This is a genomic window from Methylobacterium brachiatum (assembly GCF_900113845.1).
Lineage (GTDB): Bacteria > Pseudomonadota > Alphaproteobacteria > Rhizobiales > Beijerinckiaceae > Methylobacterium > Methylobacterium brachiatum.
The window spans coordinates 105,722-124,507 of the sequence record NZ_FOQW01000009.1 but is presented as its reverse complement, the minus strand read 5'-3'; the positions used below and the strand labels follow the sequence as shown (position 1 = coordinate 124,507).

The following is an 18,786-nucleotide window of genomic DNA, read 5'->3' as shown; positions in this document are numbered from 1 at the left end:
GCCGTTCGGCTTGAAACGCGGCCGGAGCGACACCGCAAGAGACCCCGGAAAGCCCCGGCTTTCAAGATCGGCGGACTACGTGCCGGGATCGCCGGACCTCAGCCGCCGGTCATCGGCGGGAAGAACGCGATCTCGCCGGCACCCGCGATGGCCGCATCCGGCTTGGCATGGGTCCGGTCGATGGCCGCGCGCACCACGCCCGGATCCTCGAACGCGTAGGCGTATTCCTCGCCCCGCCCGCGCAGCCAGGCAACCAGATCGGTGACCGTGGCGACCTCCGGCGGCGGCGCCAGCTCCTCCTCGGCGCGGCCGATCCGCTCGCGGACCCAGGCGAAATAGACGAGCTTCATCGCGTCACCATGCCGGAAAGGGACCGTCAACCACGCCCATCGATCATCGCCCTGGTCGGACCACGGAAGCCGCGTCCCGGGATGATGACCTAGCGCGGGTCGTCGATCACGTGCTTGATCCCGGCCCTCATGTAGTCCCAGCCGGTCCAGATCGTGAGGGCGGCGGCGAGCCACAGCAGCGCGAGGCCGATCGCCTCCGTGCCGGGCAGGACCCGCTCGCCCGCGGGGCCGGCCACCAGGAAGCCGAGCGCCACGAGCTGGACGGTCGTCTTCCACTTGGCGATCTTGCTGACCGGTACGCCGACCTTCAGCTCGGCGAGGTACTCGCGCAGGCCGGAAACCAGCACCTCCCGGCACAGGATCACGATCGCGGCCCAGACCGACGAGCCGACGATGGTGTGGTCGGCAGCGAGCATCAGCAGGCAGGCCGAGACCAGCAGCTTGTCGGCGATCGGGTCGAGCATGCGGCCGAGCGCGGAACTCTGGTGGTAGGTCCGCGCGACATACCCGTCGAGATAGTCGGTGATCGCGGCCGCCACGAAAACGCCCAGCGCGGTCCAGCGCGCGGTGTGCGAGTCGGGCCAGAACAGCAATGCGACCATCACCGGCACCGCGACGAGGCGCCCGTAGGTCAGGCAATTCGCGAGCGTCCAGGCCGGCGACCGTCGTCGGGGAAGGACGGCGTTCATCGACGGGGTGAAATCAGAGCTTGGCCCGGGCGTCAACGTCTCGGCCGCGGGCGCGGCCGGGACGGCGGGATTCTCAGGCGCCGGCATGGAAGAAATCGTAGACGGCGCGCGCGGTCGCGGCGTTGACCCCGGGCGTCTTGGCCAGATCCTCGAAGGCGGCCCGCTCGATCGCCTTCACGGTCCCAAAATGGTGCAGCAGCGCGCGCTTGCGGCTGGGGCCGATGCCGGCGATCTCGTCCAAGGGATTCTTGATCATCTCACGCTTGCGCTTGGCCCTGTGGCTGCCGATGGCGAAGCGGTGGGCTTCGTCGCGCAGCCGCTGCACGAAGTAGAGCGTCGGGTCCCGCGGCGGAAGCTTGAACGGCGGCCGCCCCGGCACGAAAAACGTCTCGCGCCCGGCATCCCGGTCGCGGCCCTTGGCGATGCCGACCAACGGGACGTCCGACACGCCGATCTCGTCGAGCGCCGTGCGGGCGGCGTCGAGCTGGCCCTTGCCGCCGTCGATCAGCACCAGGTCCGGCCAGGCGGGAAACGCCTCGCTATCCTCCGCGGGCGCCGGAATCGGCTCGGCGTCCACACCCTCGGCCGCCGCGACGGCGGCCTCGCGCTCGGTGCGGGGCGCCTCCTTGACGAGGCGCTTGAAGCGCCGCTGCAGGACCTCGCGCATCATGCCGTAATCGTCCCCCGGCGTCAGTTCCTCCGACTTTATGTTGAAGGTGCGGTAATGCGTCTTCATGAACCCGGTCGGGCCGGCGACGATCATCCCGCCCACCGCGTTCGTGCCCATGATGTGCGAGTTGTCGTAGACCTCGATCCGCCGCGGCGTCCGGTCCATGCCGAAGGCCTGTCCCAGGGCCGTCAGCAGCTTGCCCTGCGAGGCGGTGTCGGCGAGCCGCCGCGCCAGCGCCTCCTTGGCGTTGCGCTGGGCGTAGTCGACGAGGTTCTTCCGCTCGCTGCGGCTCGGTTTGTGAATTTCCACCCGGTAATCGACCCGGCTCGACAGGGCGGCGGCGACCAGCTCGGCATCCTCGATCGGGTGGCTGGTCAGCACCGTGCGGGGCGCGGGCTTGTCGTCGTAGAACTGGCTGATGAACGAGCCCAGCACCTCCTCGGCCGTCATCGACCGGTCGGCCTTCGGGAAGTAGGCGCGGTTGCCCCAGTTCTGGAAGTTGCGGAAGAAGAACACCTCGATGCAGAACTGCCCGGCCTGCTCGTCGAGGGCGAACACGTCGGCCTCCTCGACGCCCTGCGTGTTGACGCCCTGCACCCCCTGGATCGCCGAGAGCGCCGCGATCCGGTCGCGGTAGCGGGCGGCGCGCTCGAACTCCAGCGCCTCGGACGCCTCCTGCATCTCGGCGCGCATCCGGTCCTTCACGGCGTTGGACTTGCCGGCCAGGAAGGCGCGCGCCGCATCCGCCATCGCGGCGTAGTCGTCGGTCCCGATCTCGCCGGTGCAGGGGCCGGAGCAGCGCTTGATCTGGAACAGCAGGCAGGGCCGGCTGCGGTTCTCGTAATAGCTGTCGGTGCAGGTGCGGAGCAGGAAGGCCCGCTGCAGGGCGTTGACCGTGCGGTTGACCGCCCAGACGCTGGCGAAGGGGCCGTAATAATTGCCCTTCCGCCGCCGCGCGCCGCGGTGCTTGACGATCTGCGGCGCCGGCCCGTCGGCTGTGACCAGGATGTACGGGAAGGATTTGTCGTCCCGCATCAGCACGTTGAAGCGGGGCTTGAGCTGCTTGATCAGGTTGGCTTCGAGGAGCAGCGCCTCGGTCTCGGTGGCGGTGGTGACGAACTCCATCGCCGCCGTCTGGGAGATCATCCGGGCGATGCGGTTCGAATGCGCCTGGCCGCGGGCGTAGGAGCCGACGCGGGCCTTCAGGTTCTTCGCCTTGCCGACGTAGAGGACGTCGCCGCGATGGTCGAACATCCGGTAGACGCCGGGGGAGTTCGGCAGCGTCGACCAGAACCGACGGATCACCTCGGTGCCGGCCTGGACCGCGCCCGGATCGAAATCGAAATCGATCTCCGGCGAATCCTCGGCGGACAGCGCGGCCTCGGACTCGCCGGCGCTCTCCTCGCGATCGGCGTCGCGGCCGTCGTCGAAGGTGTCGGGGGGCAGGTCTGAGAGGGCTCTGCGGTTCATACCGCAGATCTAAGCGTTCCTGCCCCCGAGTGGGACCGGGTTGGCCGACAAAATTACCGCGCCGGACCCGTCCGACCGGATCAGTCGAACAGGGAGTCGATGTCGTTCTGGTCGACGTGGCCCGGATCGTCGTCGAGCTTCGGCCCGTTGAGCAGGCTGCTCTCGTCGTCCAGCGCGGTCGGGACCGGCATCACGGTGATCAGGTCGCGGAAGCTGTCCAGCTGAGTCCAGGCTGCGATCAGCCGATCGAGATGCTCCTCGATGAACTTCATCACGCCGACGATCTTGTTGATCCGCTGGCCGGTCAGATCCTGGAAGTTGCAGGCCTCGTAGGCCGAGATCACCCGCTCCTGGATGATGTCGACATGCTGCTTCATGCCCGGCGGTAAATTCGCCGTGTACAGCATGCCGGCATTCGACTCGATCTCCTCGACCGCGTTCAGCAGCTGCGTCGTGGCGCGCTCGGTTGATTCGACCACCGCGTCGAGCTCGTCCGCCGCGCGGCGCATGCCCTTGCCGCTGTTCTCGGAGCGGTGAAGCGTCGCCAGCTCGGACTTGGTCCGGGTGATCGCCTCCTTCATCAGGTCGAGTTCGGAGCGCATCGCCAGCGCATCGTGCAGCTCACGCCGGCACGTCTCGATCGTCTCGTCCGCGCTCATCTGCGTGATGCGGCGCAGATCCATGATCGCGCTCAGGATCTCGTCCAGCCGCTCATTCGAGGCCTCCGGAGCCGGTGCGGCGGGTAAGACCCCGGGAAGCCCGAGGCTGTCTTCGATACGATAGCGCTTTTGGGTCATCGTCGGGGCGTGAGCCTTCAGGATCCGTGGTGGCAACTCTCTACCACAATCGGTTAGCGGACTGTGACTGCCAACTTCATCCGACGACGATTTCTATGCCCCAGCGACATTTGACCTATCGGTGGTTGTGGCACGCAGGGTTTTACTAACGATTCACGCTGATCGCGCGCATTCGGGGAGGGCGGGGACGGCGCGGCGTGATTCACCATGTTGATTCACCGGAACGCCCGGTCGCGGGTGGATCGTCCCCGAATCGGGGCCTCTGCCCCCACGGGAGCGTTCGCCGATGCGTGGTTCGGTCCGTCTGGGTCTGTGTGCCGTCGTGGCCACGGGGTGGCTATGCACCGCCGCGTCGGCGCAGCAGGCGCGTTATGCCGAAGGCAGCGGCTATGGCGGCGGCCTCATCGAATATCTCGTGACCGGTCAAGCCGGGGGAGGGGGCCGCGGCTGGCCGCAACGCTCGGCCGCGCCGCAGCGGGTGGCGGCATATTCCGGCGAACTCCTGCCAGCCGAGCCGGAGCCCCTGCAGGCTCTCCCACCGCAGCAAGCCTACGGCGTCCCCCAGGCGGATCCGGGCCGCATCGCCCGGGAGGTCGGGCCGGAATACCGGCGCCAGGAGGTCGCCTTCGCCGGGCCTCAGCGGCCTGGGACGATCGTGATCGATACGGCCGCCAAGCACCTCTATCTCGTTCAGCCTGGGCAGCGGGCGCTGCGCTACGGGATCGGCGTCGGTCGTCCGGGCTTCGCCTGGAGCGGCCTCAAGACCGTCAGCCGCAAGGCCGAATGGCCCGACTGGACACCGCCGGCCGAGATGCTCGCCCGCCGTCCCGACCTGCCGCGGCACATGGCCGGTGGTCCCGAGAACCCGCTCGGCGCCCGCGCGCTCTATCTCGGCTCCTCGCTCTACCGCATCCACGGCACGAACGAGCCGGGGACGATCGGCCAGTCGGTCTCGTCGGGCTGCATCCGGATGATGAACGAGGATGTGGTTGACCTCTACGACCGGGTCCCGGTGGGGACCCGCGTCGAGGTGCTCTGACGCCCGTCTCGCCGGTTTCTCCCGCCCGTCATCCTTCCGAGAGGGACCTGCTGGGCGCGAGCCTCACTTTCGAGCCGCGTTGGCGCGATGACACCGGGGAAAGCCGCTGAGCGTCTTCGTCCCCGCGGCAGGCCTTTGCGGACGATGAGCGTCGCGGCCGGTCGATCGACAGGTCGTCCCCGGGTGAGATGAGCTGTCCTATCGACACCCATTCTGCTGGGTCGTTGCTATGGATTTGTCGGCGCGATCGCCTTGCTCCGAGCCTTGTGTCACGTCTAAATGAATGATCAGAGGCGCAATATTGAATTAGTTTGATTATAAACTGGCGAAGTCAGGACGGATCGGGGTTCGAGCGTCACCGTAGGGCGGGTCAGTGCCGTCCCTCTCGCAGGGGCGCGCGATGCTGCAGGTGGTGAGCCCCGCTGCCGTCGGGAGCGTTCGGGTGAGGTTGGACAGGTTTCTGTCCGGCATGCGCCCGCTGGCGCCGTTCTTCTGTCTGTATATGACCTTCGGCGCCACCCTCGGCTTCCTGTCGGGCGGGGCGCCGCTGATCCTGCGTGTCCGGGGCCTGGAACTGGCCGAAATCGGGCTGCTGCAGCTCATCAATCTGCCGGTGGGTCTCACCTTCCTGTGGGCCGCCATCCTCGACCGGGTCCGCCTGCCGTTCCTCGATCACCGCGTCGGGTGGATCGTGGCCGCGCAGGGCGCGACGGTGCTGCTCCTGGGCGTCCTCAGCTTCGGCGAGCATTGGCCGCTGTTGGCGCTGCTCCTGCTGGCGGTCGCGGCCTGCGCCTGCGTCGCCACCATGGACATCGCGCTGGAGGCGTTGGTCGTCGAGACCGTGCCGGCGGAGCGGCGGGCCTTCGTCGCCTCGGCCAAGCTCTGCGGCGCGTCCCTCGGCGGCATTCTCGGCGTCGGGATCCTGGTCGGGTCCTACGATCTCCTCGGATGGCGCCTGGCGGTCCTGGCCTGCGCGGCCCTGGACGCGCTGTGCCTCCTGCCGATCCTCGGCTACCCGGAGGCGCGTCTCCACGGGGTCGGCGGCGTACCCGAGCGGTGGTCGGGCTCGTTCGCGCGGCTGCGCGCGCTTGCGGCGCGGATCCTGGTGCTGGGCGCGTATTTCGCCGCTTCCTACCTGCTGTCCGGCCCCAACACGCTGGCCCTCCTCGACCTCGGCGTGCCGCTGGCGCAGGTCGGCTTTCTCACCGGCACCGTCCTGCCGGCCATCAACCTCGTCATGGCGCTCGTCGCGGGCGGCCTCGCCGCACGCTTCGGCACGGTGCGGCTGATCGCCTTCGGGGCGTTCGGCGTCCTGGTCTCCGGCGGCCTGATGGCGTCGGCCTGCGCGGCCGGCGCGGTAGAGCTGGCGATCGCGGCGACGATCCTGAATTTCCTCTGCGGCGGGATCCTGGGTGTTCCGGTGTTCAACATGATCTACCGCTGGGCGCAGGGGCCGCGGCCGGCCACGGATTACGCGCTGCTGTTCGGCGCGGCCTTCTTCGCCGCGATGCCCCTGCGGGTCGCCGCCCCGGCTCTGGCCGAATGGGCCGGATGGCCGTCCTATTTCGGCGCGACGCTGCCCCTCTACGCGGCGGCGGTGGCCTGGCTGCTGGTGACGGTGGATCGGACCCTCCGGGCCGACGGGGCGGGGACGCGATGATTGACGAGATCGCCGCGCGCGTTCCCGCGTCGCTGGAGACGTACCGTCACGGTGTCGCCGTCGGGCCCGGCGGGGCGACCGCGCTGCCGGTGGCCGCGTTGCGCGATCCCGGAGTGTTCGAGACGACCCTCTCGACCTTCGGAGCGGGCTACGGTGCGGTCGACCGACGCGTCCTCGTCTCGTACTGGAGCCAGTTCTATCTGGCCGCCCTCGCCACGCCGGCCTTGACCGCCCTGGCCTGTCTCGGGCGTCCCCTGCCGCTCGCCTTCGACACGACGCGCCTCGAACTCGATGACGCCGGCCGACCGGCCCGCCTCCTGGTCCCGGCAGAGACGCCGGATTGCCGGTCCGGCTGCGCGTCCGGCCTCGCGGGCCTGGTCGAGGGCCATCTGCGCCCCTTCGTCGACATGTGCCACGCAAGGTGCGGGATCGCCCCCCGGGTCCTATGGGGGAACGCCGCGGTGATCCTCGACTACGTCGCCGGGGAGTTGGGCTGCGCGGGCGAGCCGACCTGCCCGGCGGCCGCGACACGGCTCGGATGGCGCGGCGACCTCGCCTGCGGTAGGAACCCCCTCGCGCAGGCCCTGTGCGCGGACGCGTCGGGCTGCCGCCGGCGGCGCGTCTGCTGCCTGCGTCACCGCCTTCCGGGCGTCCCGTCCTGTGGGGCGCTCTGCCCCCTCGAACGCGCCACCGAGCGCTGACCCGCGGATCATGCTGAAGGCCTTCCTCGCCTATTACAGGCCGCATCGGGCGCTGTTCCTGACGGATTTCGGCTGCGCGGTCCTGTCCGGCCTGCTGGAGCTCGGCTTTCCCATCGCGGTGAAGATCTTCGTCGACCGGCTGCTGCCGCAGCAGGATTGGAGCCTGATCCTGCTGGCGGCCTGCGGTCTCGCGCTGGTCTACGTGGCCAATGCCGGCCTGATGGTGGTGGTGACCTATTGGGGCCACGTGCTGGGCATCAACATTGAGACGACGATGCGGGCCCGGGCCTTCGACCACCTGCAGAAGCTCTCGTTCCGGTTCTACGACGGACAGAAGACCGGCCACCTCGTCGCCCGGGTGACGAAGGATCTCGAGGAGATCGGCGAGGTCGCCCATCACGGGCCCGAGGATCTGTTCATCGCCGTGATGACGCTGGTCGGCGCCTTCGGGTTGATGGTCTGGGTCCACCCGACGCTTGCGCTGATCACCGGCGCGATCCTGCCGGTCATCGCCTTCGTGAGCCTCCGCTACGGCGGGCGGATGACCCGGAACTGGCAGACGCAATACGGCCGGGTCGGCGCCTTCAACGCCCGCATCGAGGAGAATGTCGGCGGGATCCGGGTCGTGCAGGCCTTCGCCAACGAGCAGCACGAGCGCGCCTTGTTCGCCCGCGATAACGCCCGCTACCGCGACACCAAGCTCGAAGCCTACCGCCTCATGGCGGCCAGCCTGTCGATCAACTATCTCGGCCTGCGCCTGGTCCAGATCGCCGTGCTGCTCGGCGGCGCGGCCTTCGTGGTCCGCGGCGATCTCACGGCCGGCGGCTTCGTCGGCTTCCTCCTGCTGGTCGGCGTGTTCTACCGCCCGCTGGAGAAGATCGGCGCGGTGATCGAGACCTACCCCAAGGGGGTGGCGGGCTTCCGTCGCTACCAGGAACTGCTCGCGACCGAGCCCGACATCGTCGATCGTCCGGATGCGATCGAGGCGCGAGCCTTGCGCGGCGACATCCGCTTCGAGGGCGTGAGCTTCGGCTACGATACCGGCCGCCCGATCTTCGCCGGCCTCGACCTGACGATTGCGGCCGGGGAGACGGTCGCGTTCGTGGGCCCGTCGGGCGTCGGCAAGACGACGCTGTGCGCCCTGCTGCCGCGCTTCTACGAGGTTGCGGCGGGGCGGGTGACGATCGACGGCATCGACGTGCGCGACCTGACCCTCGCCTCCCTGCGGCGGCAGATCGGCATCGTGCAGCAGGACGTGTTCCTGTTCGCCGGCACGATCCGCGAGAACATTGCCTATGGCCGCCTCGACGCGAGCGAGGCCGAGATCGACCAGGCCGCCCGTCGCGCCCGGCTCGGCGCGCTCATCGATGGCCTCCCCGCCGGGCTCGACACGGTGGTGGGCGAGCGCGGCGTGCGCCTGTCCGGCGGGCAGAAGCAGCGCATCGCCATCGCCCGGGTGTTCCTCAAGAACCCGCCGATCCTGATCCTTGACGAGGCGACCTCCGCCCTCGACACGCAGACCGAGCGCGAGATCCAGCAGGCGCTCGCCGACCTCGCGCGGGGACGCACGACGCTGGTCATCGCCCACCGGCTGGCGACGATCCGCGACGCCGACCGCATCGTGGTTCTGGGCGAGGACGGCATCGTCGAGCAGGGGCGGCACGCGGCGCTGCTCGATGCCGACGGCGTCTACCGGCGCCTGCACGCGGCGCAATTCGGAGCGGATGGTGTATCGGCGACCGCCGCGGAGTGAGGCTCGGCCTCATCCGTCCTGGCGAGCGCAGCGAAGCAAACCAGGGAAGCGCCAAGGTTCGGGGATCGCGCGCGGCACGGGGTCGCTTCGCCGCGCTCGCGAGGACGGCACAGGATGATCTCCGTAGGCTGCAGGCGCTAGGTCATCATCTCGGCGAGGATGCACGGCACCTCGCCCGGGATCTCGCGGGCCATGAAGCCGATGCCGCCGTAGCGGCGGGCGAGCCGGCGGCCGGCCTCGCCATGGGCGTAGACGCTCCAGAGGGCGGCCGCTTCCGGCGCGGCACCGCGGGCCAGCAGGCCGACGACGAGTCCGGCCAGCGTGTCGCCGGAGCCCGACGTCGCCAACCCGACATGGCCGACCTCGTAGCACCAGGCCCTGCCGTCCGGGGCGACGACGTGCGTCCGCCCGCCCTTCATCACAGTGACCGTGCCGAAGCGCTCGGTCGCCCGCCGCGCCGCCGCCAGCGGATCCGCCTCGATCGCGTCGCGCTCCTCCCCGAGGAGCTGCGCCATCTCGCCGGCATGCGGGGTGATGATCGCCGGCTTGGACAAGCGCCGGGTCAGATCCGGCTCGGCCCGCAACGCCACGAGGGCGCCGGCATCCAGGACGAGGGCCGCTTCGCCGGCGCCCCGGATCAGGGCGGCGGTCACGGCTTCGGCATCCGCATCCTCGGATATGCCGGGGCCGACCAGGACCCCATCGACGCGTTCCGCCCGCTGCGCGAGATCGGCGGCACAGGCTTTATCGATACCGCCGTCGTCGGTCTGCGGCAGCCCGATCACCAGCGCTTCGGGCACCGCAATCCCGATCGGGATCGCCAGGTCCCGGCAGACCGCGATCTGCAGCTTCCCCGCGCCGACCCGGAGCGCGGCATGGGCGGCGAGCAACACCGCGCCCGGCAGGCCCGTACACCCTGCCACGATGAGGACCCGGCCCCTTCCGTCCTTGCTGTCGCCGTCGGGCTCGGGCGGGGCCATGGTCCGCAGGACGTGCTCGGTGACCGGCGTGACGGTGCTCATGGATCCCCCGGTCGCCCTGCGCCGGCTCCGTGAGGGATCACGTCGCGGCCGCTTCGGCATCTGGTTCGGAGGTAACGGGGGCGCCCCCCGCCTCAAGGGGTGCGACGAAGTTGTAGCGGACCAGGGCCAACCCGCCGTCGGGGGCGGCCGTGGCCGAGAACGCATACTCCGTCACGCCGCAATTCAGCACATCGCCCTCGGCATCGACGGCGAGGATCTCGGCCTCGGTCATCCCCTCCAGCAGGTAGCGCAGGCACAAAACCACGACCTGGTGGGCGACGAGCAGGATCCGGCGTCCGTCATGGTGCAGGCCGATCGTGTCGAGGGAACTGCGCAGGCGCAGGATCACGTCGCACCAGCTCTCGCCGCCCGGCGGGCGATGGTAGAACTTGCCGAGATCGTGCCGCAACGCGGATTGTTCGGGATGCTGCTGCTCGATCCCGACCCGGGTCAGCCGGTCGAGGATGCCGAACTCCTTCTCGCGCAGACGCTCGTCGATCAACAGCCGCGGCGTGCCGGAGGCCAGACCGCCCGCACCCTTAATGTGTTCGGCCGTCTGGACCGCTCGCCGGTACGGCGAGGCGAGGACGAGGTTCGGGCGCTCATCGTCGGGCAAACTGGCGAACCAGCGCCCGAGCGCCTCGGCCTGGCGGTGACCGAGCGCGCTGAGCGGCACGTCCACATCGCGCTCCGGGATGTCGATGCGGGCAGCGCCCGCGGCCTGCGCGGCGTCGCGGGCGACATTCCCGGAACTCTCGCCATGGCGCACGACCCACAACCGGAGCGGGTGTCTCTGAGGCACGTTGATCTCCTGGCGCGGTCCCGTCCGAGAGGTCGGAACGTCGCGTCGGCATCCCCGTTCCAGCGACTGGCCGTCCGCCCTGGCCGGGCCGTACCCGGTCGCGTCCAGACGCCCGGACGGATTGCGGTGCTCAGCGCCGACCGGCCAGGGCATCGCCCAGCAGGTCGAGGAGGGCGCGGGCGAAGGTCCGCATGTTCGTGATCCGATCCGTGCCGCCGGTCTCGATCGTGGCGACGAGCTCGACGGGACCGCTCACGGCCAGACAGCTATGCCCGGCGGCATCGCCGTAGCGGTTGCCGCTCGGGCCGGCGGCGCCGGTCTCGGCGATGCCCCAGGTTGCGCCGTGTCGTGTGCGGACGGTCCGGGCCAGCAGGCGCGCATAATCTTCGGAAGCCGAGCGCAGGCCGGTCATCGCGGCTTCGTCGAGGCCGACGAGAGCCGACCGGGCCGCGGCGGTGTAGACCACGGCGCCGCCGAGGAAATACGCGCTGGCGCCGGGGACCGACAGGAGCGCCGCCGCCACGAGACCGCCGGACGACGATTCCGCGACCGCCAGCGTCTCGTTGCGCGCGCTGAGCGCCGCTCCGAGCGTCGTGGCCGTCGGCAACAAGGTTTCCATGGCAGATCCCCGGATGTGATGCCGCGGCTATGCGCCGGCTTGCGGCCAGGCTTCGATCGTCTCGCCGCCGGATTGCAGGACGACGCGGTGAGCGTGCGCCGGATCCCGCGTCTTGCACAGGTCGACCGCCGAAGCGAAGCGGGTCCGGGCCGCCACCTCGGTTTCGACATCCTCGGAAATGACCTCCTGGTCGTCGCGGAAGGTGATCACCCGGAAGGGCGGGTGTTGCTTGAGGTCGCTGGCTTCCATGGATGGCGTCTCCGAACCGATCGTGTCGCGGGCGGTAAGCGCCCATCGGCATGGATCGTTGCGCGACCGGCCGCTCGGGGCCGGATCGGTACGATTCGTTAAGCCTACGGTCGTAGCCCGGAGGCTCCTCAACATGCGTGGGTATCATGCCGAGACTGGGCCACATGATCGTCGACGGGCTGGCCCTCGTCCTCGTCGGCGCCGGGCTGACCGCCATCGTCGTGGGCTACGAGCGCAACCTGCCGGAGCCGATCGTGCATGTCGCCGGGCACGCATCGGACTGGGCCGACCCGGTGACCACCGGCTCGATCAAGCCGGCGGTCAGTGTGGGCGCAACCCTGACGGCGTCGTTCCAGTCCGGTTGGGCAGCCGAGGAGTTTGGCCCCTCCGCAGGGGCCGGCACACGGGTGTGGATCGATCCGCCGCGGCGGTGATCGACGCGATCGTGCAGAGCCGCTTCAACCTTCGATAGAAGTACCGCGAACGGACCGGCTCCGGCTGCGTTGCCGTAGGAGCCCGAAGACGGGCCGACCTGAGGAAACGCACATGCCCATGAAGACTTTCGGCCTTGCGGCCGCCCTCGCCATCGCCCTGACCGGAACCGCCTACGCCCAGCAGCCCGCCGGCGGCGGCAGTGCGACCGGCAACATGAACAATCCCGGCTCGGTGAAGAGCGACAGCCAGAAGGCGAATGAGGCTGCAACTGGCTCAGCCACCGGTGCGACGACAGGCTCGACCACCGGCGCGGCCGGCGCCGCCACGGTCCCGGGTACCGGTACGGCGCGGCCGGGCGTGGGCGTTGGAACCAGCACCACGGCGCCGACCCGATAGCCGCACCGTCGGAACCGAGGCCGGCGGCCTCGGTTGCCGGCCCATGTCTCGTCTCCTGTTCCCCGCCGCGATCGTCATCATCCTCGCAAGCGTCGCCTTCGCCCACTGGGAAACGTCGGGTTCGGAGCCGGCGCCCGGCACGCCGTTGATGAGTCAGGCGGCCCCGAAGCTCGGCGCCGATGCTGCGATGCCCTCGGTGAACCCCGTCAGCAGGCAGTAGCGCCATCGTAGACGCGTCGCGCACGCGGTCGCCGCTCGGCCGACGTGCTGACAGTCATGTCTCCTGCATAAGCACGGATCGCGGCCGTCGCGACGTGACGCGTCGCAGATCGACAGAACCGGCCGACGCGACGGCCCATCAACCGCCCGAAGCAGGGGGCTGACGCTCTCGCAGAAGACCGGGCAGGTCCACGAACTGGGCTGCGAGGTCGGCGCAGGCGAGGATGCCGCCGTCGAGCATTGGGATATGAAGATGAGGCAGGCGGGTCGCGGGCTGTTCGCCGTGGGGCAGGGCGGCCCCCGGCAAGAACCGGGCGAAGCGGGTGAGAAGCCGGATCATCGTCAGGCCGCCCGCGCCACAGTGCCGGCGGCAGCCAGCGCCTGATCGAGATCGGCGAGCAGGTCGTCGATATGCTCCAGCCCCACCGAGAGACGGACGTAACCGTCCGAGACGCCCGTGGCCTTCAGCGCCTCGGGGCCGAGCTGTGCATGCGTCGTGCTCGCGGGATGGATCGCGAGGCTGCGCGCGTCGCCGATATTGGCCACGTGGTAGAACAGCTTCAGGGCGTCGATGAAGCGCCGTCCCGCCGCGCGCCCGGCCGCCAGTTCGAAACCGACGAGACCGCCATAGCCGCCGCTGAGCACCGCGTCGGCCCGGGCACGCGCCGCGCCGGTCTGGAGCGATGGGTGGATCACCCGCACAATTTCGGGCCGGTCCTTCAGGCAAGCCGCGATCGCCTGGGCGTTGCGGCTGTGCCGCTCGATCCGCAGCGGCAGCGTCTCCAGGCCCTGAAGCGTCAGGAACGCGTTGAGCGGTGAGACCGCGGGGCCGAGGTCGCGCAGCAGCCGTACCCGCGCCCGCAGGACGTAGGCGACCGGCCCGATCGGCTGCGCGGCCTCCGTCCAGATCGCACCGTGATAGCTGGCATCCGGCGTGTTGAGATTGGGCTGGCGCAGCGGGTGGGCCGCCCAGTCGAAGGTGCCGCCGTCGATGATCGCGCCGCCGATCGCGATGCCGTGGCCGGCGATGTATTTGGTGGTCGAGTACACGACGATGGCCGCGCCGTGATCGAACGGGCGGGCCAGCAGCGGCGCGGCGGTGTTGTCGACGATGAGCGGGATGCCGAGCGGCCGGCCGATCTCGGCCACCTCGCGGATCGGAAAGACCGCGAGCTTCGGGTTCGGCAGCGTCTCGGCGTAGTAGGCCCGCGTCCGCTCGTCCGTGGCGCGGGCGAAGGCCTGCGGATCGGCGGGATCGACGAAGCGCACCGCGATGCCCTGCTCGGACAGGGTGTTGGCGAACAGGTTCCAGGTGCCGCCGTAGAGATCGGTCGAGGAGACGATGTTGTCGCCGGCGCGGGCCAAGTTCTGCACGGCGAGCGCCGAGGCCGCCTGGCCGGAGGCGAGGGCGAGTGCGGCAACGCCGCCTTCGAGGGCCGCGAGGCGCTGCTCCAGCACGTCCACGGTCGGGTTGCCCACCCGGGTGTAGATGTTGCCGAGTTCCCTCAGGGCGAACAGATCCTCGGCATGCGCCGTGTCGCGGAACTGGTAGGAGGTGGTCTGGTGGATCGGCACCGCCACAGAACCGCTCGACGGGTCGGCCCGCCAGCCGGCATGGAGGGCGAGCGTCTCGGGCTTGGCGTGGGTGAGGTCCTGGCTCGGCACGGGACGGCTCCTGATCGATCGGGGCGCGGCGCAGCGCTCGCACCGCGCAGTCCATCGTTCCTCCGAGCGAGGTGCCGGTCAATGAAACGGGATGATCGATTTTCCGGACATCCGGACAATTCGAACCTGTCCGGCCACTCAGTTCGGGAATACCCTTTTCCGTAGCCCGTTAGACAACTCGGGCGTGGGAAAGTCTCACGCACGACCTGCTTGTGGTGAGCTTGCGGGGCCGCCCCATTGGGGCTGGTTGATCTCCTGAGCTATCGTGATGGCCCCAGAAGATGGCCGCGAATCGATGAATCCCGTCCGGATCTGCTGCCGTTCGACCGCGGCCGCATGACCAAGTGGGCATGAACATCCGTCTTGCGGTCGCGCGCCGTCGCAGAACGACATCCTTGCAGGCACCGGATCTACGGAAGCCTTTTTCGTCGGCCCGAACCTAGACTTCGGATGTCGCGAGGCACGGCCGCGACGCTCTTCCACCGCGGGCAGGATCCATGGCCGACATCGACGCCTATCTCGACGAGAAGCGCCGCGCGCTGGCGGCGCGCGACGCGCGGATCCGCAGGGGCGAGGTGGCGCCCGTGCCGCTGACCGCGCGGGCGACGGTGGAGGGCGGCAGCGGCGTGCGCCGGATCGGGATCCGCCGGCACGCCATCGTGTCCGACAGCGCACCGGACTTCGCCGGGTTCGATCTGGGGCCCGGCTCGCCCGAGCTCCAGCTCGGTGTCCTCGGCTCGTGCCTCGCCCACACGATCCTGATCCAGGCCGCGCTCCAGGCGATCCCGATCACGGCGCTGGAGGTTGCGGTGACCGGGACGTTCGATCCGCGTGCCGGCGCGGACGGTTTCGAGGATATCCCCGTGCACCCGCAGGATCTCGCCTACACGGTGCAGATCGACTCGCCGGCCGACCCGGCGGTGATCGCGGCACTCCAGGTGCGAGTCGAGAAGGCCTGCCCGATCCTCAACCTGCTGCGTCAGCCACAGACCGTCGGCGGCCGCTTCGTGCAGGGCCGGACCTCGCAGGAGAGCGCCGCGTGACGACCACCAGACGCGGGGTCTCGGCCCTGATCCTCGCCCTGGCGGCGGGCCTCCCGGTAATCCCGGGGGCGGCCGGACAGGAGCCTGCGCCGAAGGAGTTTCGGATCGGCTATCAGAAGGTCGGCCTGATCGTCGTGGCCCGCAGGCAGGGCACCATCGAGAAACGACTGGCCGCCGCCGGGACGCGTGTACGCTGGGTCGAGTTCCAGGCCGGCCCGCCCCTGCTCGAAGCCCTCAACGCCGGCGGCATCGACTTCGGCTACACGGGCGACACGCCGCCGATCTTCTCGCAGGCGGCCGGCGGCAACCTCGTCTATGCCGGTGCCGTACCGCCCTCCGGCGACAGCGAGGCCATCGTGGTGAAGGCGGATTCGCCGATCCGAATGGTCGGCGATCTCAAGGGCCGCACGGTCGCGGTCGCGCGCGGGACCAGCTCCCATAACCTGCTGGTGGCCGCCCTCGAGAAGGCCGGCCTCGGCTTCGCCGACATCAAGCCCGCCTACCTGCTGCCCGCCGATGCCGGCTCGGCATTCGCCAACGACAGCGTCGACGCCTGGACGATCTGGGACCCGTATCTCGCCCTGACGCAGGCCCGCAACGATACGCGGATCCTCGTCACGTCCGGCCAGACCTTCGAGGCTCCGGCCTTCTTCCTGGCCAACAGGACATTCGCCGAGACGCATCCGGGCATCGTGGCCGGTGCGTTGGCCGGGCTGTCCGACGCGGCGGATTGGGCTGAAGGCCATCGGGATCAGGTTGCCCAGGCGCTCGCGGACGTGACCGGGCTCCCCTTCGCCATCCAGAAGGTCGCGGCAGACCGCACGCATTTCGGCGTGCTGCCGCTCTCCGACGCCATCCTGTCCAGCCAGCAGACGACCGCCGACCGGTTCTTCCGGCTCGGCCTGATTCCGCGCGCCGTCCGGGTCCGCGACGCGGTCTGGACGCCGCCGCGCAGCTGAGCGCCCCAAAAGCGGGCGATTGCGCCGCCGGATCCGTCAGGGCCTCACATCCGGGCGCGGATCCGGGACGAAGCCGTCGCGGTTCGGCATCCGGATCGCCGCCAGGGATTTCGCGTCGAGGATCGTCTCGTCGGAAACGAGGCCGTTGAGGTGGAGGAGATAGGCCGACACCGCGTAGACCTCATCGGCGCTGAGCGATTGCGGTGCGTTGAGCGGCATCGCTCGCCGGATGTAATCGAACAGTGTCGGCGCGTAGGGCCAGAAGCTGCCCACAGTCTTGATTGGCTTGGCGGTGGCCAGCGTTCCCTGGCCGCCGACCAGCCTGTCCCCGATCCCGCCTTCGCCGCGGGACCCGTGGCAGGACGCGCAGTGCGTCGCGAAGACCGCGCGTCCCTGCGCGACGCTGCCGCTGCCCGGCGGCAGTTTTTGGCCGTCGCGGTCGATGTCGATGTTCCAGGCCGCGATCTCCGCCTCGGACGCCGGCCGGCCGATCCCGAGACGCTCGGTGGCGCGCGCCGCCCCGGCGATCCCGAGCAGGAGCAGGAGCACTGCGCCCGTCAGAGCCGCAACCCTACGCGTAGCCATTGGCGACCTCGCCGCTCGCCGCGATGCGCCAGGGCACGACCGCGTTGTTGTGGTAGAAGGAGTTCAGGCCGCGCACCGCGGTGAGATCCGCGAAGCCCGGCTGGACATAGCCGGTCTCGTCGATCGCGCGGCTGGCGATGGTGGTTGGCTGCCCGTCCCAGGTCCAGGGGAGGCGGAACCGGGTCAGGGCCCGGGTCAGGACCGGCTCCTGCAGGGTGGCGTCCTGCCAAGTCCGTCCGGAATCGACTGAAACCTGCACGCCGCTGATCTTGCCGCGGCCGGTCCAGGCGAGGCCGGTGATCTCGTGGAAGCCCGGGGCGATCCGCTGGGTGCCGGAGGGCCGCGTGATGACCGATTTCGCCTCCATGACGAACGTGAATTGCCGCGCCGTCCCGTCAGGCATCAGGTCGGTGTATTTCGCGGTCTCCTCGCGCGAGAATGCCGGCTCGGCGGTGACATTCAGGCGCCGCAGCCACTTCACGCTCATGTTGCCTTCGAAGCCGGGCAGGAGCACCCGCAGGGGATAGCCCTGCTGCGGACGCAGCCGCTCGCCGTTCTGGCTGTAGACCAGCAGGGCGTCGTCGAGGCATTTCGCGATCGGGAGGCTGCGGGTCATGGCGGCGGCGTCGGCGCCTTCGGCCACGACCCATCGGGCCTCGGGCTTGAGCCCGGCCTCCCGCAACACCGTCGCGAGGCGGACCCCGGTCCATTCGGCGCAGCTGACGAGGCCGACGAGGTCCGACGCGGTCCGGCCCGCCTTGATCGCCTCGAAGCCGGGATTGCCCGAGCATTCCAGGAAGTGGATGCGCGATTCCGACGGGAAGCGGCGGATGTCGTCCAGGGTCAGGATCAGGGGCGTCTCCACCAGCCCGTGGACCAGCAGCCGGTGCTGCGCGGGGTCGATATCGGGGATGCCGCCGTGGTGGCGCTCGTAGAACAGCCCGTTGGGCGTGAGGATGCCGTCGAGATCCTGCAGCGGCGTCCGGCTCGAGGCCGAGATGTATTGCTTCAGGCCCTTGGGCACGTTGCGGATCAGGCCGCTCTCGAACCGTGACGGCTGGCCGTAGGTCTGGCTGCCGACATCCGCGCCCGGTTCCTTCATCCAGTCGGGGATGCCGGGCGGCGCGGCCGCCTCGGCCGGGCTGCGGCCCGGCGCACCGCTCCCGGCCAGGATACCCGCCGCCGCAGCGGCGCCCTGGGCGAGAAAGCGTCGCCGCGCCGGGCTCTTCTTCGGGGCGCCGTCGCTCATCGCATGAGGCTCCGGCAGCGTCCGGATTGCGGGATGGAAAACGCGCGTGGTCCACGCCCGGCCGGGGGCCTGTCGGTGGCGACCACGTCTTCGGAGACGGCCGCCATCAGTGCAGGATCCATCCGATGAGGCAGATCAGGAGCGCGGAGGCGACGATGTAGCTTCGCATCCGGCTTTCGGCGCAGGATGCAGGCGGATCGCTGGCGAAAGCCAGCGCGTGATCCGGGATGTCGTGGCTCAACGGCATGGACACGTCTTCGCTGCGCTCCGTCCTGATCGCGGCAGGGCCGACGCATCGCCTCGGCAGGCTCCGCGCCGGAGGCGGGCGTGCTGCGCTCCTCTCATGAGGATCCCGCACCCGCGCTGCCGGAATCGTGCTGAGCCCCGATGGTGTCGTTGCCGGCACCGACAGTC

General features: G+C 69.9%; 21 protein-coding genes. 9 read left to right on the top strand and 12 right to left on the bottom strand.

Annotated elements, in window-relative coordinates; all coding sequences use genetic code 11:
• Positions 1-98: 98 nt before the first annotated feature.
• From moaD to BMZ47_RS13395, 4 genes are all read right to left on the bottom strand, one after another.
• A complete protein-coding gene (gene moaD / locus BMZ47_RS13410; RefSeq protein ID WP_091862921.1) occupies positions 99-350 on the bottom strand; it encodes a molybdopterin converting factor subunit 1 in 252 nt (83 codons plus the stop codon).
• Positions 351-439: 89 nt separating this feature from the next.
• Entirely contained in the window at positions 440-1,039 is a 600-nt protein-coding gene (gene pgsA, locus BMZ47_RS13405) for a CDP-diacylglycerol--glycerol-3-phosphate 3-phosphatidyltransferase (RefSeq protein ID WP_163006196.1), read from the bottom strand.
• A gap of 73 nt (positions 1,040-1,112) precedes the next feature.
• On the bottom strand, positions 1,113-3,179 hold the full coding sequence (gene uvrC, locus BMZ47_RS13400) for an excinuclease ABC subunit UvrC (protein WP_091862918.1): 2,067 nt from the start codon (positions 3,177-3,179) through the stop codon (positions 1,113-1,115).
• A gap of 80 nt (positions 3,180-3,259) precedes the next feature.
• Complete coding sequence (locus BMZ47_RS13395; protein ID WP_007569187.1) at positions 3,260-3,976, bottom strand: protein phosphatase CheZ; 717 nt, start codon at positions 3,974-3,976, stop codon at positions 3,260-3,262.
• A 286-nt stretch (positions 3,977-4,262) separates the two neighbouring features.
• On the opposite strand from BMZ47_RS13395, the gene BMZ47_RS13390 reads away from it, so the two are divergent.
• The 4 genes from BMZ47_RS13390 to BMZ47_RS13375 all read left to right on the top strand — a co-directional run bounded on the left by BMZ47_RS13390 (position 4,263) and on the right by BMZ47_RS13375 (position 9,129).
• Positions 4,263-5,015, top strand: a complete 753-nt coding sequence (locus BMZ47_RS13390; RefSeq protein WP_091862915.1) for a L,D-transpeptidase — start codon at positions 4,263-4,265, stop codon at positions 5,013-5,015.
• Between the two features lie 400 nt (positions 5,016-5,415).
• Positions 5,416-6,675, top strand: a complete 1,260-nt coding sequence (locus BMZ47_RS13385; RefSeq protein WP_091863129.1) for an MFS transporter — start codon at positions 5,416-5,418, stop codon at positions 6,673-6,675.
• Positions 6,672-7,376, top strand: a complete 705-nt coding sequence (gene fhuF / locus BMZ47_RS13380; RefSeq protein ID WP_007558166.1) for a siderophore-iron reductase FhuF — start codon at positions 6,672-6,674, stop codon at positions 7,374-7,376. The genes BMZ47_RS13385 and fhuF overlap by 4 nt, the downstream gene beginning before the upstream one ends.
• 10 nt (positions 7,377-7,386) lie before the next feature.
• Positions 7,387-9,129, top strand: a complete 1,743-nt coding sequence (locus BMZ47_RS13375; RefSeq protein WP_007558168.1) for an ABC transporter ATP-binding protein — start codon at positions 7,387-7,389, stop codon at positions 9,127-9,129.
• 137 nt (positions 9,130-9,266) lie between these two features.
• On the opposite strand, the gene BMZ47_RS13370 is transcribed toward BMZ47_RS13375, so the two are convergent.
• From BMZ47_RS13370 to BMZ47_RS13355, 4 genes are all read right to left on the bottom strand, one after another.
• Positions 9,267-10,151: an NAD(P)H-hydrate dehydratase gene (locus BMZ47_RS13370; protein ID WP_091862912.1), complete on the bottom strand. Its 885-nt coding sequence runs from the start codon at positions 10,149-10,151 to the stop codon at positions 9,267-9,269.
• Positions 10,152-10,188: 37 nt separating this feature from the next.
• The gene (locus BMZ47_RS13365; protein ID WP_091862904.1) at positions 10,189-10,953 is read right to left on the bottom strand and encodes a histidine phosphatase family protein; all 765 of its coding nucleotides are present in this window, start codon (positions 10,951-10,953) and stop codon (positions 10,189-10,191) included.
• 130 nt (positions 10,954-11,083) lie between these two features.
• Positions 11,084-11,572 (bottom strand): CinA family protein, encoded by a 489-nt coding sequence (locus tag BMZ47_RS13360; protein ID WP_091862901.1) that lies wholly within the window; start codon positions 11,570-11,572, stop codon positions 11,084-11,086.
• Positions 11,573-11,599: 27 nt separating this feature from the next.
• A complete protein-coding gene (locus BMZ47_RS13355) occupies positions 11,600-11,821 on the bottom strand; it encodes a hypothetical protein (protein ID WP_091862898.1) in 222 nt (73 codons plus the stop codon).
• Between the two features lie 164 nt (positions 11,822-11,985).
• On the opposite strand from BMZ47_RS13355, the gene BMZ47_RS13350 reads away from it, so the two are divergent.
• The 3 genes from BMZ47_RS13350 (at position 11,986) to BMZ47_RS28580 (ending at position 12,872) form a co-directional block, all read left to right on the top strand.
• On the top strand, positions 11,986-12,255 hold the full coding sequence (locus BMZ47_RS13350; RefSeq protein ID WP_091862895.1) for a hypothetical protein: 270 nt from the start codon (positions 11,986-11,988) through the stop codon (positions 12,253-12,255).
• Positions 12,256-12,367: 112 nt separating this feature from the next.
• Positions 12,368-12,652: a hypothetical protein gene (locus BMZ47_RS13345; protein WP_091862893.1), complete on the top strand. Its 285-nt coding sequence runs from the start codon at positions 12,368-12,370 to the stop codon at positions 12,650-12,652.
• A 43-nt stretch (positions 12,653-12,695) separates the two neighbouring features.
• Complete coding sequence (locus tag BMZ47_RS28580; protein ID WP_167369043.1) at positions 12,696-12,872, top strand: hypothetical protein; 177 nt, start codon at positions 12,696-12,698, stop codon at positions 12,870-12,872.
• Positions 12,873-13,213: 341 nt separating this feature from the next.
• On the opposite strand, the gene BMZ47_RS13335 is transcribed toward BMZ47_RS28580, so the two are convergent.
• Entirely contained in the window at positions 13,214-14,536 is a 1,323-nt protein-coding gene (locus BMZ47_RS13335) for an O-acetylhomoserine aminocarboxypropyltransferase/cysteine synthase family protein (protein ID WP_091862887.1), read from the bottom strand.
• Positions 14,537-15,033: 497 nt separating this feature from the next.
• Between BMZ47_RS13335 and BMZ47_RS13330 the strand changes: the two genes are divergently transcribed.
• Together BMZ47_RS13330 and BMZ47_RS13325 are read left to right on the top strand one after the other, a co-directional pair.
• Positions 15,034-15,579, top strand: a complete 546-nt coding sequence (locus tag BMZ47_RS13330) for an OsmC family protein (protein WP_091862884.1) — start codon at positions 15,034-15,036, stop codon at positions 15,577-15,579.
• A complete protein-coding gene (locus tag BMZ47_RS13325; protein WP_091862881.1) occupies positions 15,576-16,538 on the top strand; it encodes an aliphatic sulfonate ABC transporter substrate-binding protein in 963 nt (320 codons plus the stop codon). Before BMZ47_RS13330 ends, BMZ47_RS13325 begins: the two co-directional genes overlap by 4 nt.
• Before the next feature lie 36 nt (positions 16,539-16,574).
• Here BMZ47_RS13325 and BMZ47_RS13320 read toward each other — a convergent pair whose 3' ends face one another.
• From BMZ47_RS13320 to BMZ47_RS28575, 3 genes are all read right to left on the bottom strand, one after another.
• Positions 16,575-17,123 carry a c-type cytochrome gene (locus BMZ47_RS13320; protein WP_091862878.1) on the bottom strand — a complete coding sequence of 183 codons (549 nt, stop codon included), beginning with the start codon at positions 17,121-17,123 and terminating at the stop codon, positions 16,575-16,577.
• Entirely contained in the window at positions 17,110-18,372 is a 1,263-nt protein-coding gene (gene soxC / locus BMZ47_RS13315) for a sulfite dehydrogenase (protein ID WP_091862875.1), read from the bottom strand. Before soxC ends, BMZ47_RS13320 begins: the two co-directional genes overlap by 14 nt.
• Before the next feature lie 106 nt (positions 18,373-18,478).
• A complete protein-coding gene (locus tag BMZ47_RS28575; RefSeq protein ID WP_167369042.1) occupies positions 18,479-18,619 on the bottom strand; it encodes a hypothetical protein in 141 nt (46 codons plus the stop codon).
• Positions 18,620-18,786 lie beyond the last annotated feature (167 nt).